19 protein-coding genes and 1 tRNA gene are annotated in these 21,372 nt (G+C 42.6%); 7 read left to right on the forward strand and 13 right to left on the reverse strand.

The window, feature by feature from the left end:
* Positions 1 to 251: 251 nt before the first annotated feature.
* From B6N13_RS23435 to B6N13_RS18220, 7 genes are all read right to left on the reverse strand, one after another.
* On the reverse strand, positions 252 to 422 hold the full coding sequence (locus tag B6N13_RS23435) for a hypothetical protein (RefSeq protein ID WP_248280382.1): 171 nt from the start codon (positions 420 to 422) through the stop codon (positions 252 to 254).
* Complete coding sequence (locus B6N13_RS18195) at positions 419 to 607, reverse strand: hypothetical protein (RefSeq protein WP_111607702.1); 189 nt, start codon at positions 605 to 607, stop codon at positions 419 to 421. The genes B6N13_RS23435 and B6N13_RS18195 overlap by 4 nt, the downstream gene beginning before the upstream one ends.
* Positions 608 to 920: 313 nt before the next feature.
* Positions 921 to 1,181: a formyltetrahydrofolate deformylase gene (locus B6N13_RS18200; RefSeq protein ID WP_169460216.1), complete on the reverse strand. Its 261-nt coding sequence runs from the start codon at positions 1,179 to 1,181 to the stop codon at positions 921 to 923.
* A 238-nt stretch (positions 1,182 to 1,419) separates the two neighbouring features.
* Positions 1,420 to 2,280, reverse strand: a complete 861-nt coding sequence (gene purU, locus B6N13_RS18205) for a formyltetrahydrofolate deformylase (protein ID WP_169460217.1) — start codon at positions 2,278 to 2,280, stop codon at positions 1,420 to 1,422.
* A gap of 113 nt (positions 2,281 to 2,393) precedes the next feature.
* Positions 2,394 to 4,559, reverse strand: a complete 2,166-nt coding sequence (gene rlmKL / locus B6N13_RS18210) for a bifunctional 23S rRNA (guanine(2069)-N(7))-methyltransferase RlmK/23S rRNA (guanine(2445)-N(2))-methyltransferase RlmL (protein ID WP_169460218.1) — start codon at positions 4,557 to 4,559, stop codon at positions 2,394 to 2,396.
* Positions 4,560 to 4,683: 124 nt separating this feature from the next.
* A complete protein-coding gene (locus tag B6N13_RS18215; protein WP_012069445.1) occupies positions 4,684 to 5,724 on the reverse strand; it encodes a quinone-dependent dihydroorotate dehydrogenase in 1,041 nt (346 codons plus the stop codon).
* A gap of 130 nt (positions 5,725 to 5,854) precedes the next feature.
* Positions 5,855 to 6,076: a DUF2835 domain-containing protein gene (locus tag B6N13_RS18220; protein WP_169460219.1), complete on the reverse strand. Its 222-nt coding sequence runs from the start codon at positions 6,074 to 6,076 to the stop codon at positions 5,855 to 5,857.
* Positions 6,077 to 6,379: 303 nt separating this feature from the next.
* Between B6N13_RS18220 and B6N13_RS18225 the strand changes: the two genes are divergently transcribed.
* The 7 genes from B6N13_RS18225 to B6N13_RS18255 are packed head-to-tail and all read left to right on the forward strand — an operon-like array spanning position 6,380 to position 14,372.
* Complete coding sequence (locus B6N13_RS18225) at positions 6,380 to 7,366, forward strand: MoxR family ATPase (RefSeq protein WP_348981555.1); 987 nt, start codon at positions 6,380 to 6,382, stop codon at positions 7,364 to 7,366.
* Between the two features lie 33 nt (positions 7,367 to 7,399).
* On the forward strand, positions 7,400 to 8,311 hold the full coding sequence (locus B6N13_RS18230) for a DUF58 domain-containing protein (protein WP_169460220.1): 912 nt from the start codon (positions 7,400 to 7,402) through the stop codon (positions 8,309 to 8,311).
* On the forward strand, positions 8,311 to 8,808 hold the full coding sequence (locus B6N13_RS18235) for a DUF4381 domain-containing protein (RefSeq protein ID WP_169460221.1): 498 nt from the start codon (positions 8,311 to 8,313) through the stop codon (positions 8,806 to 8,808). Before B6N13_RS18230 ends, B6N13_RS18235 begins: the two co-directional genes overlap by 1 nt.
* Complete coding sequence (locus B6N13_RS18240; RefSeq protein ID WP_169460222.1) at positions 8,801 to 9,829, forward strand: VWA domain-containing protein; 1,029 nt, start codon at positions 8,801 to 8,803, stop codon at positions 9,827 to 9,829. The genes B6N13_RS18235 and B6N13_RS18240 overlap by 8 nt, the downstream gene beginning before the upstream one ends.
* The gene (locus B6N13_RS18245; protein ID WP_169460223.1) at positions 9,826 to 11,589 is read left to right on the forward strand and encodes a VWA domain-containing protein; all 1,764 of its coding nucleotides are present in this window, start codon (positions 9,826 to 9,828) and stop codon (positions 11,587 to 11,589) included. The genes B6N13_RS18240 and B6N13_RS18245 overlap by 4 nt, the downstream gene beginning before the upstream one ends.
* On the forward strand, positions 11,583 to 13,418 hold the full coding sequence (locus tag B6N13_RS18250) for a BatD family protein (protein WP_169460224.1): 1,836 nt from the start codon (positions 11,583 to 11,585) through the stop codon (positions 13,416 to 13,418). The genes B6N13_RS18245 and B6N13_RS18250 overlap by 7 nt, the downstream gene beginning before the upstream one ends.
* A 27-nt stretch (positions 13,419 to 13,445) precedes the next feature.
* Entirely contained in the window at positions 13,446 to 14,372 is a 927-nt protein-coding gene (locus tag B6N13_RS18255; protein ID WP_169460225.1) for a Dyp-type peroxidase, read from the forward strand.
* Positions 14,373 to 14,452: 80 nt separating this feature from the next.
* Here B6N13_RS18255 and B6N13_RS18260 read toward each other — a convergent pair whose 3' ends face one another.
* The 6 genes from B6N13_RS18260 to clpP all read right to left on the reverse strand — a co-directional run bounded on the left by B6N13_RS18260 (position 14,453) and on the right by clpP (position 21,371).
* Positions 14,453 to 16,276, reverse strand: a complete 1,824-nt coding sequence (locus tag B6N13_RS18260; protein WP_169460226.1) for a SurA N-terminal domain-containing protein — start codon at positions 16,274 to 16,276, stop codon at positions 14,453 to 14,455.
* Between the two features lie 76 nt (positions 16,277 to 16,352).
* A tRNA-Asp gene (locus B6N13_RS18265) sits at positions 16,353 to 16,429 on the reverse strand.
* A 7-nt stretch (positions 16,430 to 16,436) separates the two neighbouring features.
* A complete protein-coding gene (locus B6N13_RS18270; protein ID WP_012069435.1) occupies positions 16,437 to 16,709 on the reverse strand; it encodes an HU family DNA-binding protein in 273 nt (90 codons plus the stop codon).
* A gap of 126 nt (positions 16,710 to 16,835) precedes the next feature.
* Entirely contained in the window at positions 16,836 to 19,229 is a 2,394-nt protein-coding gene (lon, locus tag B6N13_RS18275; RefSeq protein ID WP_169460227.1) for an endopeptidase La, read from the reverse strand.
* 212 nt (positions 19,230 to 19,441) lie between these two features.
* Positions 19,442 to 20,722 carry an ATP-dependent protease ATP-binding subunit ClpX gene (clpX, locus tag B6N13_RS18280; protein ID WP_012069433.1) on the reverse strand — a complete coding sequence of 427 codons (1,281 nt, stop codon included), beginning with the start codon at positions 20,720 to 20,722 and terminating at the stop codon, positions 19,442 to 19,444.
* Positions 20,723 to 20,738: 16 nt separating this feature from the next.
* On the reverse strand, positions 20,739 to 21,371 hold the full coding sequence (gene clpP, locus B6N13_RS18285) for an ATP-dependent Clp endopeptidase proteolytic subunit ClpP (protein ID WP_012069432.1): 633 nt from the start codon (positions 21,369 to 21,371) through the stop codon (positions 20,739 to 20,741).
* Position 21,372: the final 1 nt, after the last annotated feature.

The raw sequence follows: 21,372 nt of genomic DNA on the forward strand, positions 1-21,372 counted from the left end.
GGCCTACAATTTGGTAGTGCGGAAAGTTATGTGGTGTTTCGATAAAATAGGTTGTGGCTACGAGGCTTTATGTCTGATTACGGTCGTGCCTCCCTCATGCAGACCTACAGGGAATGTTGGTTTACAACACGAGTAAGGACAGTCTTCTTATTCTTGCAGCACGTTCGTTGCTCCATGGATCACGGCAACAATATCAATTTGCTCTGCCATAATATGATATATGATTCTATATGGACCCGCGAACACCTCCCTTATTTGATCAAGCTCATATTCTGGCACTTTTCTTCCTGATAGAGGAAAGTCACCAATCTGTTCAGATCGCCTTGTAATTCGATCCACAGTTTGCAGTGCATAGGTTTCTGAGTCTTGGCATAAATTGCATCCAAATGAGCTTCTGCGGTTTTAGTCCATTGAACTCTCATTCAGGCAATCCATATTTTTTTCTAATGTCAGCAACCCCCTTTGTTCTTCCAGCCTTGCTATCTTCGAGCCCTTTTTCAATCGCTTCTCGAACATATATTTCATGCATCAGGTCATCCCATGTTGCATTGGCAGGGAGTTGATCAATCAGCTTATGTGCTTCTTCCTTACTGACAATCGTTGACATTTTATACCTCCAAATGTGTCTAATTTAATTTGGTTATCTGTTGATACTAAAAGACTTTCTAATGAGCTGCCAGCGCAAATTCAATAAAACGCCTGATTACGGTCGTACCTCCTTCATGCAGACCTACAATTGAGGATCGCGGAAAGTTATGTGGCGTTTCGATGAGGTAGGCGTTTAGTTTCGAAAAGAAACGCCATATAACTTGGAGCAAGGTAATAACAAATAAGAGGAGGGAATAATTACGTGGGCCTATAAAAAAGGCCCCATTTACCTGAGTAGACAAAATGGGGCCAAGGTAGTCGTTGATCTTTTGTTAATGACGAGTCTGTTCTGGGTCGTTCATTTCACGCATTCGTTTGCGATGTTCTACGAATTCATCGCTGAGCATGTAGTCGCCCTGCTCGGTGTGAGCCAGTGCACCGCGATTGACAAGTGCGTCTAAAGTTTTTGGTAATACCTTTTGGCGGCGTTCACCTTTGATAAAATAAAATTGCTCACCCAATTGGATCAATTTAAAACCAGATTCTAGATACCCAACACATAAGTTTTGAGTTGGCGTTAACTTGAGTTTCATTGTTCACCTCACATTCCATGCCGTCTCTTAAATTTAAATCAATTGATCATTTATCGTTCACTATAGACTATAGACACTTTTTTCAAGAAGGGTAATTTTCTACCATTAAGATTACAAAAAAATAAAAAAGAAACTGTTTCTCCTACCTCAAACTTCGTCATTGCTTAACGCTCTCAGAAAGCCCAAAAAAAGGGAAGACATCAAGCCTTCCCTTTTCACAAACTTTGCAATGATTGCCTTATTCAGCAAACACGACGGTTTTATTACCATGTACCAGAACACGATCTTCCAAGTGGTAACGTAGACCGCGTGAAAGTACAAGTTTTTCGATGTCTTTGCCTAGACGAACCATGTCTTCTGCGGCATGGCTGTGACGAACACGAATCACATCTTGCTCGATAATCGGACCTGCATCCAAGTCAGCTGTGACGTAGTGGCAGGTCGCACCAATCAGTTTCACACCGCGAACGGCGGCCTGATGGTAAGGCTTAGCACCAATGAAAGACGGCAAGAAGCTGTGGTGGATGTTGATCACCTTATGGCGATACTTCTCACACAAGTATTCCGGGAAGATCTGCATGTAACGTGCTAATACAATGGTATCGGCTTGCGTCGAATCAATGCAGGCTTCAATTTCTTGGAAAGCTGGCATCTTATCTTCTTTTGGCACAGGAATGCAGAAATATGGAATCTTATACCATTCAACCATAGAACGCAGGTCTTCGTGGTTCGCGATAACACCAACAATTTCACAGTTCAGTTCGCCTGTGTGCCAGCGATGCATGATGTCGTTTAGGCAATGAGATTCTTTGGTTGCCAACAAGACAACTTTAGGGCGGTCTTCACTGTCTTTCACATACCAACGCATGTTGAATTCTTCTGCTATTGGCGCAAATTCTTTGCGAAAGGTTTCTACGTCAATATCTAAGCTTTCAGCATCAATATCGTGACGCATAAAAAACCACTTTTGCTCTAAATCTGTGTGGTGACTCGCTTCGATGATCGAGCCTTGGCGTTCATTCAAAAATTGACTCACCGCCGCCACAATCCCCACTCTGTCGGGACAACTAATCACAAGTCGAAATGTTTTCTTTCTCATAGTAAAACTTATAAACCTTAAAAATCACAAAAGCTGAACTAGGTGTTTAGCCTTAAAAAACGTCGGCGAATTATACTGAATTCTCTTACTTATTCTTAACTGCTTTTACTTAATTACTTGTTCTTAATAATGTAGCACTGATGAATTTTGTCGTTACGATCAAAATCTGGGTCCAGCGTTTCACGAGTAATGTTTTTCACATCGTATTCTTGCTCTAACGCTTCGTCCAACACAAAACGACGGTAGTTATTAGAGAAAATAAGCTCACCACCTCTCGCCAGTCTTGCCATCGCTAAACGTACAAGTTCACCATGATCGCGCTGAATATCTAGAATGTCTGCCATTTTTTTTGAGTTCGAAAACGTCGGCGGGTCCATGAAGATCAAATCAAACTTATCGCGGCTTTGTTTTAGCCATTCGATACAATCGGCACGTTCTACTTGATGGTAACGATCTGAAAACTCGTTTAGTTCAATATTACGACGCGCCCACTCGGTATAAGTGTTCGACATATCGACACTCAATGAACTGCGCGCACCACCTTGTCCAGCATGAACAGACGCGGTCGCTGTGTAACAGAACAAGTTTAAGAAGCGTACGCCATTGGCTTTGTCTTGAATCAGCTTGCGTACTGGACGGTGATCAAGAAACAAACCTGTATCCAAATAATCTTTTAGATTAACAATGAATTCACAGCCGTATTCTTCTACGATCATTTCGTGTTTCGTTTGATCGAATTTTTCATATTGCTCTTTACCTGTCTGTCTTTGGCGCTGTTTCAAGATCACATTAGATTCTGAAATATTCAGCGCTGTCGGAATGGCAGACATCACCTCAAACAAACGTTGTTTGGCTTTTTCTGGATCAACACTTTTAGGTGCCTGATATTCTTGAACATGTGCCCAATTGCCATAGATATCAATCGCAACAGAGTATTCTGGCATATCAGCATCATAAACGCGGTAACACTGGATCTTGTTTTTCTCGACCCATTTTTTCAGTTTCTTAGCGTTCTTTTGCAGACGGTTAGCAAACATTTGTGCACCCGGCGTCATAACCGATTGCGCGACGACATCTTCTTTTATGCTGCCAGCCAACAATGGAAACTGATATGCGCGACATTCAATGCCACCGTTTATCACTCGTGTACTTTTTTCTGGTCGAACAGGAATTTGTCGAGCCAGATGGTCGTTACTGGTTAGCATCATAAACTGCCAGCCACGCACGTGAGTCACCACCCATTCCCCCAGTTGGCGATACAAGGCAATCAAGGCCATTTCATCACCAATACGCTCACCGTAAGGCGGATTGGTAATCAAAAGACCTGGAGCATCGGGATTAATATCGAACTCATGTTCTTGGAACGACGACATGGTCACATCAATGACGTCAGTTAGTCCTGCGCGCTTGATGTTTTCGCGCGCGGCAGCAATGGCTTTTTGCTCTCTATCCGTACCTTGAAAACGAATACCCAAGGTTGCTGGATCTTTTTTCCGGTTCTTAGCAAAGTCCATTAGCTGTTGCCACATCCGGTGATCATGCTGTTTCCAGCCTTTGAATCCCCAATATGGGCGACGTAGACCTGGAGCCATGTCCAAAGACATCATCGCAGCTTCAACTAGAAAGGTACCAGAACCACACATTGGATCGATTAATTGCGTCAAACCGCAATCTGCTCCCCAACCTGCACGTAGCAAAAGGCCAGCAGCTAAGTTTTCTTTAAGAGGTGCCATGCCGCCTTGTTGACGGTAACCACGGCGGTGCATACTTTCGCCAGACAAATCAATACTAACTGTCACTACTTCACGTTTGATACGCAAAGCAATACGGACTTCTGGCTGCTCTTTTTCAACGCTAGGACGCTCACCAGACAAGGCTACAAAATAATCGGCAATCGCATCTTTCGCACGAACCGCACCAAATTGTGTATTACGAATATGGTGATTAGTGCCATGGCAATCAATCGCGATGGTGTTGCTTGCATTCATGTGGTCGGACCACTGAATCGCTTTTACGCCATCGTATAAGTCGTCGGCAGATTCCATTTTAAAATTGGCAATCGGCAACATAACGCGAGTTGCAACGCGAGACCAAAGGCAAGCTTTGTACATACCTTCTAAATCTGTTGTCAGTTTAACCTGCGCTTCACCCAAGCGAGTTTGCGTTAGGCCTTCGCCATGCAGCTCTTTTTCTAAGACATTTTCTAACCCAAGAGGACAGGTTATTTCTAATGCGTAAACCTGACTTGCTGAATCAGTTGTCTGTAATATCGTGCTCATTTATAAAATACTTTTTTAAATTTCAATGAATGTTTCGAAACGCATAAAAAGGACGGGATTGTGTCCCGCCCTCTTTTTTAAACAAGATACAAAAATACGCTGCATCTTGTTTTCAATTCGATCTTTAGATGCCGAGATCAAGTTCTCGGTAATAAGCATCAGTGCTTGCTACAGCTTCCTTAATTAACTCTGGACCGTGATAAATAAAGCCCGAATAAATCTGTACTAAACGCGCACCTGCTTGCAGTTTTTCTACCGCATCCGCGCCACTTGAAATACCGCCAACACCAATAATAGGCAAGGTGTCTTTCAAATGTTCAGCCAATACTTTAACCACATGAGTAGACGCATCACGAACTGGCATACCGCTCAATCCGCCCGCTTCTTTTTCAAACTGATGACCTAACACTGCCTCACGAGACAAAGTTGTATTAGTGGCAATAATGCCATCAACTCCCTGATCAACCAAAGTATCGGCAACCATTTTAATTTCGTCGTCAGTCATATCTGGAGCAATTTTCACCGCCAACGGAACACGCTTACCGTATGCCGCTTCATAACGATCACGTGCCGCTACCAATGGAGCTATCAACTGAGCCAAGCTTTCACCAAACTGCAAACTGCGAAGTCCCGGTGTATTTGGCGAACTAATGTTTGCAGTAATGTAATCTGCGTAAGGGATAACTGATTCTAAACAGGCCAAATAATCCGCTGCAGCGTCTTCCACTGAAGTGGTTAAATTTTTGCCAATATTAACACCTAACACACCAGGATAACGGTGGGATTTAATCCGCGAAACCAAATGATCCACACCTTTGTTATTAAAGCCCATGCGGTTAATAATGGCTTCATGCTCTGGCAAACGGAACAAACGCGGCTTAGGATTTCCGGCCTGCCCTTTTGGTGTCACAGTCCCCACTTCCACAAAACCAAAGCCCAACGCGCCTAGCGCTTCAAACGCATCGGCATTTTTATCTAAGCCAGCCGCTAAACCTACAGCATTGGGAAAGCGTAATCCCATCACATCAACTGGTTTAGTCGATGGCAATCCACCTAGAAATCTGTTTAAACCCAATCGACTGCTTGCTGCGAGAAGATCCAATGACAATTCATGGGAGACTTCTGGGTCCAGTTTAAAAAGTAACGAGCGAGCAAGTTGGTACATTGTTAGGGCTCCTAGGCGGTTAAGATCTGCTAAATGCTTTGTCTGAGCTGTGCTGCTCTTTTATTTAATCTGTTCTGTCTGATTATCATTTAAAATTAGATGATCTAATTTTAGACTACCTAACTTTAGGCTATCTAATTTTAGTGACGGCAATCAGTTTATTCATGTCATCAAATTCTACTTCAAAATAGCCGTAAATGCCTTGATGAGTCACAAAACGCTGAAAAGCCGATAAGGGCAACTGAACTTTACGCCCATCTAGGCTGCTCGCGACTAGGTTTTTCGCTACACCTGTATACATAGCTTCATATTTAAACGCGGGCAAAGCCACATTTAATACAATTTTCGCCATTTTTTCGTCCTGTGCTTACGTTACCCTTACAGAGATCACCCTGTGCGTAAAGATTTGAATCCGATAAGATGAAGGCTATTATATGGAGACCTTTGCACGAAGTCACGAGCGAAGCCAAGACGAAACAAAAACAGGCGCAAAATCCGATAACTACATAGATGTAATTATTAGGACGACGCAGGACTCCAAAGCCGAGCTTATAGTTTATAAATGAGCACTTTGAACCTGTTTTAACAAAGTATTGATGAGCATAGTCGTTTTGCAAGGGTTTCATCTTGCGTTGACACTTTTATTGACAAAAGTATAAGGAACCTAGGTTCGATGGTAACTGTAATTGAGCAATTAAAAGATCACCTAAATCACGCCGTTGTTGGCCAACCAGATTTAACCCATGAATTACTTGTCGCTTTAATCGCTAATGGCCATGTGCTTCTAGAAGGACCACCAGGCATAGCAAAAACCACCGCTGCAAAAGCTCTTGCCAATGCTATCGACAGCCGCTTCCAACGAATTCAATTTACGCCAGACTTGTTACCCGGCGATGTGACAGGCTCCGATATTTATCAGCAAGAAACGGGCAAGTTCAGCTTTATCCCCGGCCCTATTATGAACGACATCGTACTAGCTGACGAGATCAATCGCGCCCCAGCTAAAGTACAATCTGCGTTGCTTGAAGCCATGGGCGAGAGACAGGTTACCGTTGGCAATCATAGCTACCCACTGTCTGCACTGTTTTTCGTCATTGCCACACAAAACCCAATCGAGCAAGAAGGCACTTATCCTTTGCCTGAAGCACAGCTTGATCGTTTTATGATGAAGATAAATCTCGGCTATCCAAGCGCTGCCAGCGAATTAGATGTACTGAGGTTAGTGCGTCAGCAAGATTTGCACAAAACCTCTACAAGCAAACCTCAACCAATTTGCCAACCTCATGAAATCCTTGAACTTCAGCATAAAGCCTTATCTTTGTATATGTCTGAAAGTGTTGAGCAATACATAGTACAGCTCGTCATGGCGACTCGCCAGCCAGAACTTTATTTAGGCGAAGCGGGTAAAGGAACAAATTTGATTGAATTTGGCGCCAGCCCTCGTGGCACCTTGGCTCTTGATCGTTGTGCTCGTGCCAATGCATTAATAAACGGTAGAGACTTCGTCACACCAGACGATGTTCGCCAGATTGCTTTGCCAGTGTTACGCCATCGCATCATCACAACGTTTGAAGCACAAGCCGCTGGGTTATCTGTTGACGATCTATTGAAAAGATTGATTAGTCACGTTCCTGCACTGTAACTCAGGGAATCGCTGCAAAAGGCAAATAGTACGATGAGTCCATTATTATCACCCGAATCTCCTGAGCTAGACGATGCCCATTTCGCTCTATTAGCGAGTTATGCTAAGCATTTAGGACGAGCACCTAAAGCCATTCGTTTTGCGACCAATTCAGGAGAGCGTCGTTCACGACAAAAAGGTCATGGCATGGAAATGCTCGAACTTCGGGCTTATCAAGCCAGCGACGACTTGCGGCATATTGATTGGCGAGTGACAGCTAGGACAGGCCAAGCTCATACTCGACTATATGCGCAAGAAAACGACCATCAACGGCTGTTATTGCTAGATCTGTCTAGCAGCGCTTATTTTGGAACTCGTCATACCTTTATTGCTACACGTTTTCTTCAGCTTGCCGGTATTATTGCGTGGCGCTCCAAGCAGCAAGGCGACACCCTGTCTTATCGAATCACCTATGGCAACCAAGAACACGCCAGCAATAAATCTGGCACTTTGGCCACGCTTTTAAGCCATTTAAAAGACGCATCTAAGATAGAAAACCGAATCAATGGCAGCAACACAACCAGTATTTGGTCGAACAGCCTGCTTGCTAACAAAGCTCACAATAAAGATGTGATCATACTGACAGACAAACAGAGCTGGAACCAAGACGAAGAAAGTGCACTGATGAAGCTCGCCGAGCACAACTCCGTTCATTGGATACAAATCATCGATAGCAATGTCTTTAATCTACCTGCTGGCCAATACCAGATGGCCGACAATAACGGCATTAAACCTGTGACCATTACCAAAAACAGCATGCAACAAGCAAAAGCTGATTTCCTCTCACAAAATACGTTAATGCGTAAAAAGCTGGCTTCTTTTGGCATTCGCCACCAAATATTTGATATCACTGAATCGCCCGAAAAAATTGCTCGTTACTTACTTTCGCAAGGAGCATTACACTGATGCCCGTCGCACAAGCTCCTCTACAATCAGCAACACACGCAATAGACTTGCCACACAAAGCTTACATGCTGCCGCAATCTGTTCCTATGTGGCCGCCCGTTTGGTGGACCTGGCTTATTGTTGTAGCTGTTATTCTATTCATTATAGGCTTGCTCGCCTTATGGTATCGACGCCACAAAAAGCGCACATACCGACGAGAAGCATTGTCAGCTATCACCAATACATCGAGCGAGCTGAGCGATAAAGACTGCATTTTACTTTGCCACGAAATGGTTCGACGCTGCCTTATTAGTGAAGGCAAAACAGAAACCGCCGCTTTGCCCAGTAAAACCTTGTTTGAAACGCTAGATAAATCCATGCCAGCAAAATGGCAGTTTTCTTCTCTTGGTAGCGAGTTTATAGACGGTCCTTATAGAAGCCAGATTGAACTAACCACTGAACAACGTAGCGCTATGATAAAAAACATTTGTTATTGGATAAGGAAACACCATGCTTGAATTATCTTGGCCTTGGTTCCTTCTTCTTTTACCTTTGCCCATTATTATGTATTTTCTGCCAAAAGCTAAGCCAAAAGGCGATGGCATTTGGTGGGGTAATACGGAACAACTAGTCAATCACCAAGATGGAAAAGCGATACCTAAACGCCCGACTTTACGTTACGCCTGCCTGTTGGTTTCTTGGATTTTGCTGATCTTTGCTATGACCCAACCGATTTGGTTAGGCGAACCGACAAAAGTCACTCCGTCAGGTCGAGACTTACTCATTGCTCTTGATTTATCTGGCAGTATGCAAGTTACCGACATGGCACTCAACGGCCAACCGGCAAACCGATTAGAAGCCGCCAAATCTGTCTTGTCTGACTTTATTCAAGAACGCCGCGGCGATCGTATTGGTATTATCGTTTTTGGCTCAAAAGCCTATCTACAAGCACCACTAAGCTTTGATACCAAGACGATTAATCAGCTAGTGCAAGAAGCTCAAATTGGTTTTGCTGGCGAACAGACGGCCATTGGCGATGCTATCGGACTGGGAATAAAAAGACTCGAAGATAAACCCTCCGATAAAAAAGTGCTTATTTTAATGACGGATGGCGCAAATACCGCAGGGCGAGTTCAACCTCAACAAGCCGCCGCCTTTGCCGCCTCACAAAACGTAAAAATCCACACCATAGGCATTGGCGCAGACAGCATGATTGTACAAAGCTTTTTTGGGCCCAAAGCCATCAATCCTTCAAGCGATCTAGACGAAACACTATTAAAAAACATTGCCGCACAAACAGGTGGTGAATACTTCCGCGCCAAAAGCACCGAAGATCTACAAGCTATTTATCAAACACTTGATGCGTTAGAACCAACTCCTGCCGAAGATATTTGGCAACGACCACTGACCAGCTTGTTCCATTGGCTAGGTCTTGGCTCGATTATTTTTCTAGGTTTGGCACTACTCGCCAGCAAGCAACTTACATTGAATAGTAACTTTTTTCATAAAAGAACCTCGCGCAAAGGAGGTCAAGCATGATGCTTTTTGACTTGATTCACTTTGAACGTCCCTACTGGCTTATGTTGCTACCTGTTACCTTGCTACTGGCGTATTTCATCACCGCAAAAAGCTCGAACAAAAGCACGCTCAATAAAGTGGTCGATCAACGATTGATGCAGCATTTGGTTTATCAAAATACCTCCAGTAACGTGAATAAATGGCTTGGTTTAGCGGCAATATCATTGTGTTGGATTGGTTTAGCTGGCATCAGCTGGACAAAAGCGCCAACCACCATGTTTGAAAATACCCAGAAAACTATCTTAGTTGTTGATCAATCGCTATCTATGTACGCGACCGACATTAAGCCCAATAGACAAACTCAGTTAAAGCAAACCATTCGCGACATACTGGCACAAAGTAAAGAAGGTGATATTGCACTGGTCGCATTTGCTGGCGAAGGCTTTGTAATCAGCCCCTTCAGCCAAGACAGAGAAACCATCACCCATTTTCTGCTCGCATTAGATCCAATCATCATGCCAACGTATGGTAGTAGCTTGACCAGTGGTATTGAAACTGCATTGTCTCTTAGTAAAGACGACGCCACACCACTGCACCTTATTGTGTTAACAGATGATCTTAGCGAACAAGATAAGACGGCAATCCCTGCGTTATTTAAAGGCAAAAACATACAGTTAGATTTAGTAGCCGTTGGCACAACGAACACATCACTGATTAAGCTACCTGACGGTCAAATCTTGAGAAAGAATGGCAAAAATGTCATGCCAATAACACCTATAAAAGAGTTAAAAAAACTCACAACATCGCTTGGCGGGTCTTTTCACCAAGGACGCTTAAACTCTCAGGAGCTAGCGCAGATCACCAATACCTCATTGGATAATCAGCAAACTCAAAAAGCACAAAATAAAAGTATACATTGGATAGAACAAGGCCAATGGCTTGCTTTACCCTTTCTACTTTGGCTGGCATTGCAGTTTCGCAAAGGCGTGCTTTTTATGCTGCTGGTTAGCATCTTTTATTTACCTTCCGAGAGGCTACAGGCATCGCCTCTTGATTGGTTTATGACGCCAGATCAAAAAGGTCAACAAGCTGTGGATCAGGGAAATTGGCAAGCTGCAGACCAATACTTTCAGCAACCAGAATGGAAAGCGGCATCATCGTACGCTTTAGAAAATTATCCTGAAACGATTCAGCAGCTAGAAAGCCTAAAAAGAAATTCGGTAGAAAATTATAATTTAGGTAATGCGTTGGCATTATCAGGCGATACTGAAAAGGCTATTCGAGCCTATGAAAAAGCATTGGAACAAGATCCTTCACTAAAAGCCGCCAAAGACAATCTCGATTACTTAAAAAAGCAGCAACAAGAACAACAAAAGAAAGACCAGCAGAAAAAAGAACAGGAAAAATCTAAACAACAAGACAAAGAGAAAAATCAAAACAAACAACCCAACCAGTCTGATGCAGATAATAAAAGCGATTCAGAGGATAAAAACGACTCAAAAGATCCGTCTGACTCAAAAAAAGATAATAAAAAGAACGAAAAACAAGACAAAAACAAGACTCCTGAGGATAATAAGGAAGGTGAAAACTCAGACGAACAAAAACAGAAAAAACCTGAAAACACACAGTTAGACAAAGAAAAAACACAAGCGCTGAACCAGTGGCTAAGACAAATCCAAGACGACCCGGGATTACTACTGCAACGCAAGCTCTGGTATTTACACCAAGAAAAGCGCAATGAAAATCGATTTTCGCAAGAGGATGGGCAAAACCCATGGTAATAAAGCAATACTTCCTTTCATTAATATCGCAAAACAAGCCAAGTCGCTTGTTTTTCTCACTAATGACAACTCTGCTTTTTATTACATTATCAAGCTCTCTTCATGCCGCCAGCGTTACTGCCTCCCTTAATAAAAATGTTGCCACTGAAAATGAAGTGGTACAGCTAACATTACGCGCTGACTTTTCTGACACTGGAAATGGCCCTGATCTATCTCCATTGGAACGTGATTTTGATATTTTAGGTAAAAGCCAAAATAGCCAATTTAGCTTCAACTTAGGCACCAGCACGGCTTTAAACTTTTGGGTTGTCACCTTGATGCCAAAATCTGTCGGCACGGTTGAAATTCCGCCGATTAAAATAGGCAATTACGAATCGCAACCTATTAGACTTACCATTAAAAGCTCCCCGCAGCTCTTGGACGGCAATGGTAATCCGCCAGTCATGTTAAAAACAGAAGTCTCTGAAATAGAGCCATACCTTCAGCAAGAAGTCATACTGAGCATCAAACTTTATACGTCAGTTGCACTCCAGAATGCGAATCGATCAGTTCCTTCGCATCCTGATCTTGTCATTGAAAGACTTGCTGACGACCAGATGAATTATCAAACGGTGAATGGCACACAGTATCAGGTGATTACGCGGGACTATTTAGCGTTTCCACAGCGTAGCGGTCTATTGACGATACCGCCCCAAAGCATTCAAGCAATGATCAACACATCAACAGGCAGAAGAATGATTAAGGTTCAAAGCGAACCGCTCAACCTGCAAGTGACTCCTATCCCAGCCAGCTATACGGGTGATGCTTGGTTGCCTAGCAGCAAAGTAACCGTCTCAACCTCTCTTGATAAGTCGAGTGATACCCCAAGAGTGGGCGACACTCTTATTTGGACGATTAACATCAGCGCTAAAGGTGCGCTACCAGAACAGATTCCAACACTAGACTTTAACAGCACTCGCAATTACAAGCTGTATCCAAAACCACCTAAGTTCGACAATCAAAAAACAGCCGACGGTGTGACTGGTAGCCAAAGCATCACGGTTGAAGTGGTGCCAACAGAACAAGGAACCCTTGCATTACCAGACATCTATATCACCTATTGGGACACTGAAACAAGAACAATCAGTACGGCCAGCGCCTCAACAAAAGGCATTGAAATAGCACCATTACCCAGCGCTTCAAGCAAGGCAAATGATTCCACTGCCAACAAACAAACAATCAGTGAACCGCTGCCAGCACAAACTCGCTCCGTAGCACCTATTTCTTTGGCAAAAAAACCCATTGAAAAAACTACACAATCAACTCAGATCAAACCTGAAAATGGATTAGATCTAGAAGTACTACAAACAGAAGATGGCTTTTCACTGCGTCATTACCTAATTGCCGGATTACTTTTCTTGACCGCCACCATGCTAACTATATGGGTTATTATTTGGTTCAAGCGCAAAAAATCACAGCCAGATGACATTTACCAAGTCCCTACCTTGCAAGAATTTGCACCATTAAGTACCTCAGATGAACAAAGCGCCTACAAAGCACTGATTGAATGCTGCCGACAAAACAGCCTCCAATCTTTAAGACCAAGTCTATTAGAATGGGCTCGCCATCGCTGGGGAGACAATGAAATTCGTAGTGTTGATGACATAAAACGCCTAACATCCGTTCAAGTAACTCAACTTCTTATGGAAGCAGAGTTAATGCTGTACTCAAACAATCCAGCCCATGAATGGCAAGGAGAACCTCTTGCCAATGCTCTTGAAGAGTACACAAGTGGACAAGCCAAGCCTTCGCAGGCTAGCCAGCTAAAAACGCTTTACCCAAACTTTTAATGAATGTTATTTCCTAAAAGGACAACCATGATGACACCTTTTCAATCTGGCATTATTGCCGAAGCCTCAAGCGATGCCCTTTTTATTACACTTAACGTGAATAGATCCGAAATTAGCGCCCTAAAAAGGGCCCTAGCTGCGGCTCCTGCGCTTATTGAAGAACTACAAGCACAATTTCCTGCAGCAGAGTTACACGCTTCCATCGGCCTAAGTAGCCTTATATGGGATGAACTAGATACGACTCGCCCACAGTTTCTTACCACCTTCCCTCATATCACCGGCAAAGATGTTGAGTTCACACCAACTGATGTAGATCTGGTTCTTCACATTCGCTCCTCTCGACATGATGCAACTTACCAGTTGGCTAGCGTTCTTTTTAAAGCCTTTGGCAACAGCGTTAAGTTAGTCGACGAAGTCAGTTGCTTTAAGTATTTAGATAATCGTGATTTGACTGGATTTGTTGATGGCACTGAAAACCCAGCCGGCGAACAACGCAAGGCAGTGGCTCTAGTTGGTGATGAAGACCTAAGGTTTGAACATGGCTCATACTTCAATTTAATACGTTTTGTTCATGACTTAGAAAAATGGGAAAAAGAAGATATCAAAACTCAGGAAGATACATACGGACGAACCAAGCACACCAACCAAGAATATCCATCAGCAGAAAAATCAGTCCACGCTCATACCAAGCGCACCTCACTGAAAGATGAAAATGGCAACTCGATGGAAATCTTGCGCCACAGTATGCCATTCGCTTCTTTAAGAGAAAAAGGCCTTATGTTTGCTAGTTACAGCAAGACGCCCGTGATTTTTAATCTAATGCTGGAAAGCATGGTGAAAGGCGATGAAAACGGTAATACAGACCATCTGATGAAGTACACTCGCGCAACAACAGGACAGGCTTTCTTTGTACCTTCGAACCAATGGCTAACATCTCTTTCTAACAGCAAGTAAAAAATTTCACCTGTTAAAGTTTCAAAGCAAATAAAAAAGCCACTCAAATTTGAGTGGCTTTTTTTGAGCAAAATTATCGTTTATCTTTCTATTTTTGCTTTATTTTTTAAGTAGTCTTGCTGACCTTGAGTGCTAAGAGTTACTTGAGTCTGATTCAAATAACGCTCATAAGCTAGCTTCTGATCATCAGGAACTGTCGCATTACCAGCATCAACCTTATTTAAGCGAATCAAAGCCAAATCACCATTAGACAAGCCTTTCACCTCAATAACTGGTTTACCCTCTGGATGAGGCAAAGAGAAAGCCAATGATGTCATTTCATCTTGACCACGCTTAGCATCTTTTACAGAAGTCCACTTAGTATTGCTTGCACTCTTCGCTTTTTCAGCTTTAGCACGCAGTGACTCTACCGCTTTGTTTTGCACCACGATAGAAGCAACCTGCTCTTTTGTTTCTTCATAAGATTGGAAAGCTTCTGGCTTGTGATCATTTAAATGCAATACGACCACCTGATCATCACCCAGCTCAATCAAGTTGCTGTTCTGACCATCTTCTAAAACAGATACACCAAACGCGGCAGCAATTACTGCAGGACTACTAGTGATCTCGTCAGAGCCGCCATCACGACCAAAATACGCACTTTGAAGTACATCAACACCGTATTCTTTTGCAATAGCATCTAACTTATCACTCGCATAAGCCAAATCGGTAATATCTTCATGAACCGTCAACAAAGCATCTCTTGCCTTATCTTCACGTAACTTTTGCAGCAACTCTTCTTTTTTGGAGGCAAAGCTTGGCACATCAGGTTTCGAAATATCATCTAGTTTGATTAGATGGTATCCATACTGACCTTTAACCGATTTAACTTCGCCTTTTTTCATAGAGAAAAGCGTATCGTCAAAAGCAGAACCCATAATGCCTTTTTCGACATAACCCAAATTACCGCCATCTTTATTCGAACCAATATCATCTGAATATTTAGCAGCCAAATCAGCAAACTTAGCACCTGCTTTCAGCTTAGCCTCTACTTCTTCAAGACGTTTTTTAGCTTCGTCATCGCTACGATCAGATGTTTCAATAAGGATATGTGACGCTGACCTTTCTTCTTGCGCCAAAACAGAAATAGAAGCCTGATAAGCATCCTGCAATTCAGCATCTGTAATTTTTACTTTACCGTAAAAATCAGAGCTCGAAATCACAACATAATTTACTTTAACTTGTTCTGGCGTTTTGAAGTTTTCTTTATTTGCTTCGTAATACGCTTTTAGCTCATCGTCTGACACACTGGTATTTTCTGACTCATCAGCCAAGGAAAAAGACACATAATCGTATGTTCTTTCCTGGGACTGCAGTTTAGAAACACTGTCTACCTGATAAGGCAAAACAAACTCAGAACCAGCAATAGCATTACGAGGCTGCTGTATCAAAACATCTTGTTTAATTCGCTCTTTAAAGGCTAACGGAGTGAAGCCAAGAGAACGAATAAAGTTAAGATACTTATTTTGATCAAATTGACCATTCGTTTGGAACTGTTCAGCTTGCAGTAAATAAGCATTCACTTGAGCATCTGAAACTCCCAACCCCAAACCTTTTGCTTGGTTAGCTAATACAACACGCTGAACTAACTCATCTAAAGCACGACGCTGCAATAAGTTATCTTCCAGTAATGCAGGATTAACTTGCCCACCCATCATTGAAATTAATTGACGGCGTTGAGTTTCAGCACCTTGCAGCATTTGTGTACGGGTAATATCTACACCATCGACTTCTGCTACAGTATCTGACGAATTAAAGCTAGTAACCAAGGCGTCTACGCCAAATAGAGCAAAAGTCACAACGATAAAACCAACTATGATCTTTACCACAATGCCTTGTGACTTATCTCTGATATCCTGGAGCATTACTGCCTCCAAATGAGTTAATTAAATTACAAATAAAAAAGGTGTATTCCGCTTGGAATACACCTTTTGTGTCTAATGGCGGAACAGACGGGACTCGAACCCGCGACCCCCTGCGTGACAGGCAGGTATTCTAACCAACTGAACTACTGCTCCAAAAACATTAGTTTACAGCGTCTTTAAGACCTTTACCGGCTTTAAAGCCAGGAACCTTCGCTGCTTTAATTTGGATCTCCTCACCAGTTTGAGGATTACGGCCTGTACGCGCCGCACGTTCTTTAACTGCAAAAGTACCAAAACCAACTAGTGTAACCTGGTCACCTTTTGCCAAAGCAGCTTCAATTGCTTTCAAAGTAGCATCAAGTGCATTGCTAGCAGAAGCTTTAGATAAATCAGCAGACGCTGCAATAGCATCAATCAATTCAGATTTGTTCACGTTGTACCCCTTCAGTATTTTCTTGGTTCCTTAGTGTTTTTTCGGCGCAGTATAAATGACTACCGATAAGGCCGAGCCAGCAGTTATACAAGCCCAGCCTATCCCCTGTCAACACAGGTTATGCCCTTAATGATGACTTACAGTTTCTTGTTCATCAACAGTTTTTTCACTTGAAGGTAATGTTTCTACCTTTTTTGGTGAAGGAATGTACTCCAAAGCAATATCAAGCACTTCATCAATCCATTTGACAGGGATGACTTCAATGTCTGCCTTGATATTATCAGGAATTTCCTTTAAATCACGAGCATTTTCTTGAGGAATAATCACTGTTTTTATCCCCCCTCTGTGAGCCGCTAGAAGCTTCTCTTTCAAACCACCTATGGGTAACACTTCCCCACGCAGCGTAATCTCACCAGTCATGGCCACAGATGCCTTAACAGGGATCTTAGTTAGCACAGAAACAATCGCGGTGCACATAGCAACACCTGCACTTGGGCCATCTTTAGGAGTGGCACCTTCTGGAACGTGCAAATGAAGGTCTGTTTTTTCATGGAAATCTTCATCAATACCAAGACCAGTTGCTCGACTTCTAACCACCGTCAAAGCCGCTTGAATAGATTCCTGCATCACATCACCAAGCGATCCGGTCTTAACATGACGACCTTTTCCTGGAACACCAGCAGCTTCAATGGTCAATAATTCACCACCTACAGACGTCCAAGCCAAACCTGTCACCTGACCGATTTGATTTTTTTCTTCTGCTTTTCCGTAACTAAATTTATGCACACCGGAAAAATCTTCCAAATTAGCACTTATTACTTCAACAGCTTTTGATTCTTTATCGCTACTTAGCGCCTGTTTTTTAACTACACGACGACAAATTTTGCTTAGCTCGCGCTCTAAACCGCGAACACCAGCTTCTTTAGTGTAGTAGCGAATCACATCCATCAAGGCATCATCTGTCACCTTAATTTCACTTTCTTTAAGGCCTGATAACTTAATTTGCTTAGGCAATAAATAGCGTTTTGCAATGTTTAATTTTTCATCTTCGGTGTAACCCGGAATCCGAATAACTTCCATACGATCCAGAAGTGGACCAGGAATATTCATGCTATTTGATGTACAAATAAACATCACATCAGATAAATCAAAATCCACTTCAAGATAATGATCATTGAAAGTATGGTTTTGCTCAGGATCAAGCACTTCCAAAAGCGCAGAAGCTGGATCACCGCGTTGATCCATCCCCATTTTGTCAATTTCATCTAACAAAAATAATGGGTTCTTAACTTTTACTTTCGCCAATTTTTGTAACAACTTACCTGGCATAGAACCAATATAAGTTCGACGATGCCCTCGTATTTCCGCTTCATCCCGAACACCACCAAGCGCCATACGCACATACTGACGATTAACCGCTTTCGCAATCGATTGACCCAGAGAGGTTTTACCCACACCTGGCGGCCCAACCAAACAAAGCACAGGACCTTTAACTTTTTTCACTCGCTGTTGCACAGCAAGAAATTCCAGAATGCGCTCTTTGACATCCTGCAAGCCATAATGATCTTGATTCAATACTTTTTCAGCATAAGCCAAATCATTACGAACTTTGCTGCGTTTTTTCCAAGGTAAAGACGTTAACCAATCGATATAACCTCGAACCACTGCGGCCTCTGCTGACATCGGAGACATCATGCGCAGCTTTTTCAACTCACCCTCAGCTTTTTCTTTTGCCTCATCAGACATGCCAACTTCAGCAATTTTTTCTTGCAGCTGATCTAACTCATTACTGCCATCTTCCATATCCCCAAGTTCTTTCTGAATGGCTTTCATTTGCTCATTCAAATAGTACTCGCGCTGACTTTTTTCCATTTGCTTTTTAACACGGCTGCGAATGTTCTTTTCAAGATGAGCGATATCAAGCTCGCCATCCATCAAACCGATCAAATATTCCCCACGGCCCGTTAAAGAATCTATTTCTAAGACTTTTTGCTTATCCTCAAGCTTCAGGCTCATATGACCCGTTATATTATCGATCAGCTTAGCAAGATCATCGATAGACTTTAAAGAAGCCACAACCTCTGCAGGAATACGTTTACTTCCCGCTACGTATTCATCTAGTTGCTTAAGCAAAGCATTACGAATAACACCATGCTCCGTTTGATCCTCTTCTTGAAGGTCAAGCTCAATGATACGACCTAAAACAAAACCATCCGCCTCTTCCATTTTCTCGAGACGAGCACGTTTACCACCTTCTACCAGCACCTTAACCGTTCCATCCGGTAGCCGCAGCAATTGCATCACCTTCGCCGTCGTACCAATAGAATAAAGATCCTCTAAAACTGGATCATCTTTAGAAGCATCCTGTTGAGCAACAAGAAATACATGTTTATCATTTTCCATCGCAGACTCTAGCGCTGCTATGGATTTAGCGCGACCAACAAATAACGGCAACACCATATGGGGATACACGACCACATCTCGAAGTGGCAACATTGGCAGGAGCAAAGAATCTGTCATATTTTTTTCCAATCCGGGCACATAAAAAAGCGCACTTTTATATTTCAACATTCATTAGGAAAGAGATAGGGACGAAGCCTGAAATTACAAGCACTATCACCATTTGAATTTAGTCTACACAGTGTTTTAAAGCGAAACACCATAAAAAAAAGCCGAATTCAAGTAATAAAACTTAAATTCGGCTTTCTGCTTAGTCATCATACAGCAAAGAATTATGCGTTTTTAGCCAACTCTTCTTTTTCCAACACCATCAAAGGCGCAGTCTCTCCGCGAATTGAAGTGGCATCCATAACAACTTTCACCACATCATTACGAGTAGGAAGCTCATACATACAGTCTAATAAAGCTGACTCTAGGATGCTGCGTAAGCCTCGAGCACCAGTTTTACGCTCCAGGGCCAACTTAGCCGCTTCACGCAATGACTCAGGTGTAAATTCCAACTCAACACCCTCTAACTCAAACAAATGCTGATACTGCTTAACCAGAGCATTTTTTGGCTGACTTAAGATTGTCATCAACGCCTCTTCATCCAATTCTGAAAGGGTTGCCACAACAGGCAAACGACCAACAAACTCTGGAATCAAACCGAATTTAACTAAATCTTCTGTCTCTACACGGTGAACAGCTTCAGAAAAAGACCTTCCCTCTTCTTTACTTTTCACAGTTGCAGAAAAACCAATACTACTTTTTTCTGTTCTATCACTAATAACACGCTCTAAACCAGCGAACGCACCACCACAAATAAACAGAATATTGGATGTATCTACTTGCAAAAATTCTTGTTGAGGGTGCTTACGACCACCTTGCGGTGGAACAGAAGCTACAGTACCTTCAATAAGTTTTAGCAAAGCCTGCTGAACACCTTCACCCGACACATCACGTGTAATAGATGGGTTATCAGACTTTCTAGATATTTTGTCTATTTCATCAATATAAACAATACCACGCTGCGCTTTTTCTACATCGTAATCACAGTTCTGCAATAGTTTCTGAATGATGTTCTCTACATCTTCACCAACATATCCAGCTTCTGTCAATGTAGTCGCATCAGCGATAGTAAACGGCACATCTAATACACGAGCAAGAGTCTGGGCAAGAAGCGTTTTACCACTACCCGTTGGACCAATTAGCAAGATATTACTCTTACCTAATTCAATGCTAGTATCTGTTTTACCCTGATGACGCAAACGCTTGTAGTGGTTATAAACCGCCACAGCTAAAACGCGTTTAGCTTTATCTTGACCAATAACATAATCGTCCAGCGCCGCACTCAATTTTGCAGGTGTTGGCAATTCATCAGAGCTTTCACCATCCTCAGAAATTTGTGATAGCTCCTGTGTGATGATGTTATTGCATAGATCTACACACTCATTACAAATATAGACAGAAGGCCCTGCAATAAGTTTTTTTACTTCGTCTTGGCTCTTTCCGCAAAAAGAGCAATACAATAACCGATCGGAGTGGTCGCCACGGCTAAAATTATCATCCGACATTTATTCCACCCTTTTCTTAAACTGTTCGTTTCTGCAAGATTTCGTCAATCAAACCGTAATCTTTTGCTGTTTGTGGATTCATGAAGTTATCACGATCCGTATCAAGCGCAACCTGCTCAATTGGCTTGCCAGTATGAAAAGAAATAATTTCATTCAATTTATGTTTGATACTTAAGATTTCACGAGTGTGAATCTCAATATCAGAAGCCTGCCCTTGATAACCACCCAATGGCTGGTGAATCATAACGCGTGAATTAGGCAAACAATAACGTTTACCAGCTGCACCCGCCGTTAACAATAAGGCACCCATACTAGCCGCTTGGCCAATACACATAGTACTAACATCTGGCTTAATAAATTGCATAGTATCATAAATAGACATACCAGCAGTAACAGAGCCCCCCGGAGAGTTGATATACAAATGAATGTCTTTATCCGGATTTTCTGACTCTAAAAATAGCAACTGTGCTACAACCAAATTGGCCATGTGATCTTCAACTTGACCAACCAAAAAGATCACTCGCTCCTTAAGTAAGCGCGAGTAAATATCAAATGACCTTTCTCCACGAGCGGTCTGCTCAATAACCATTGGGACAAGACCATTACTTGTGATTGCAACAGGACCGGTAGTCGGGTTCATCAAATTCATA

It is taken from the genome of Marinomonas sp. UCMA 3892, assembly GCF_012726345.1.
Classification (GTDB): domain Bacteria; phylum Pseudomonadota; class Gammaproteobacteria; order Pseudomonadales; family Marinomonadaceae; genus Marinomonas.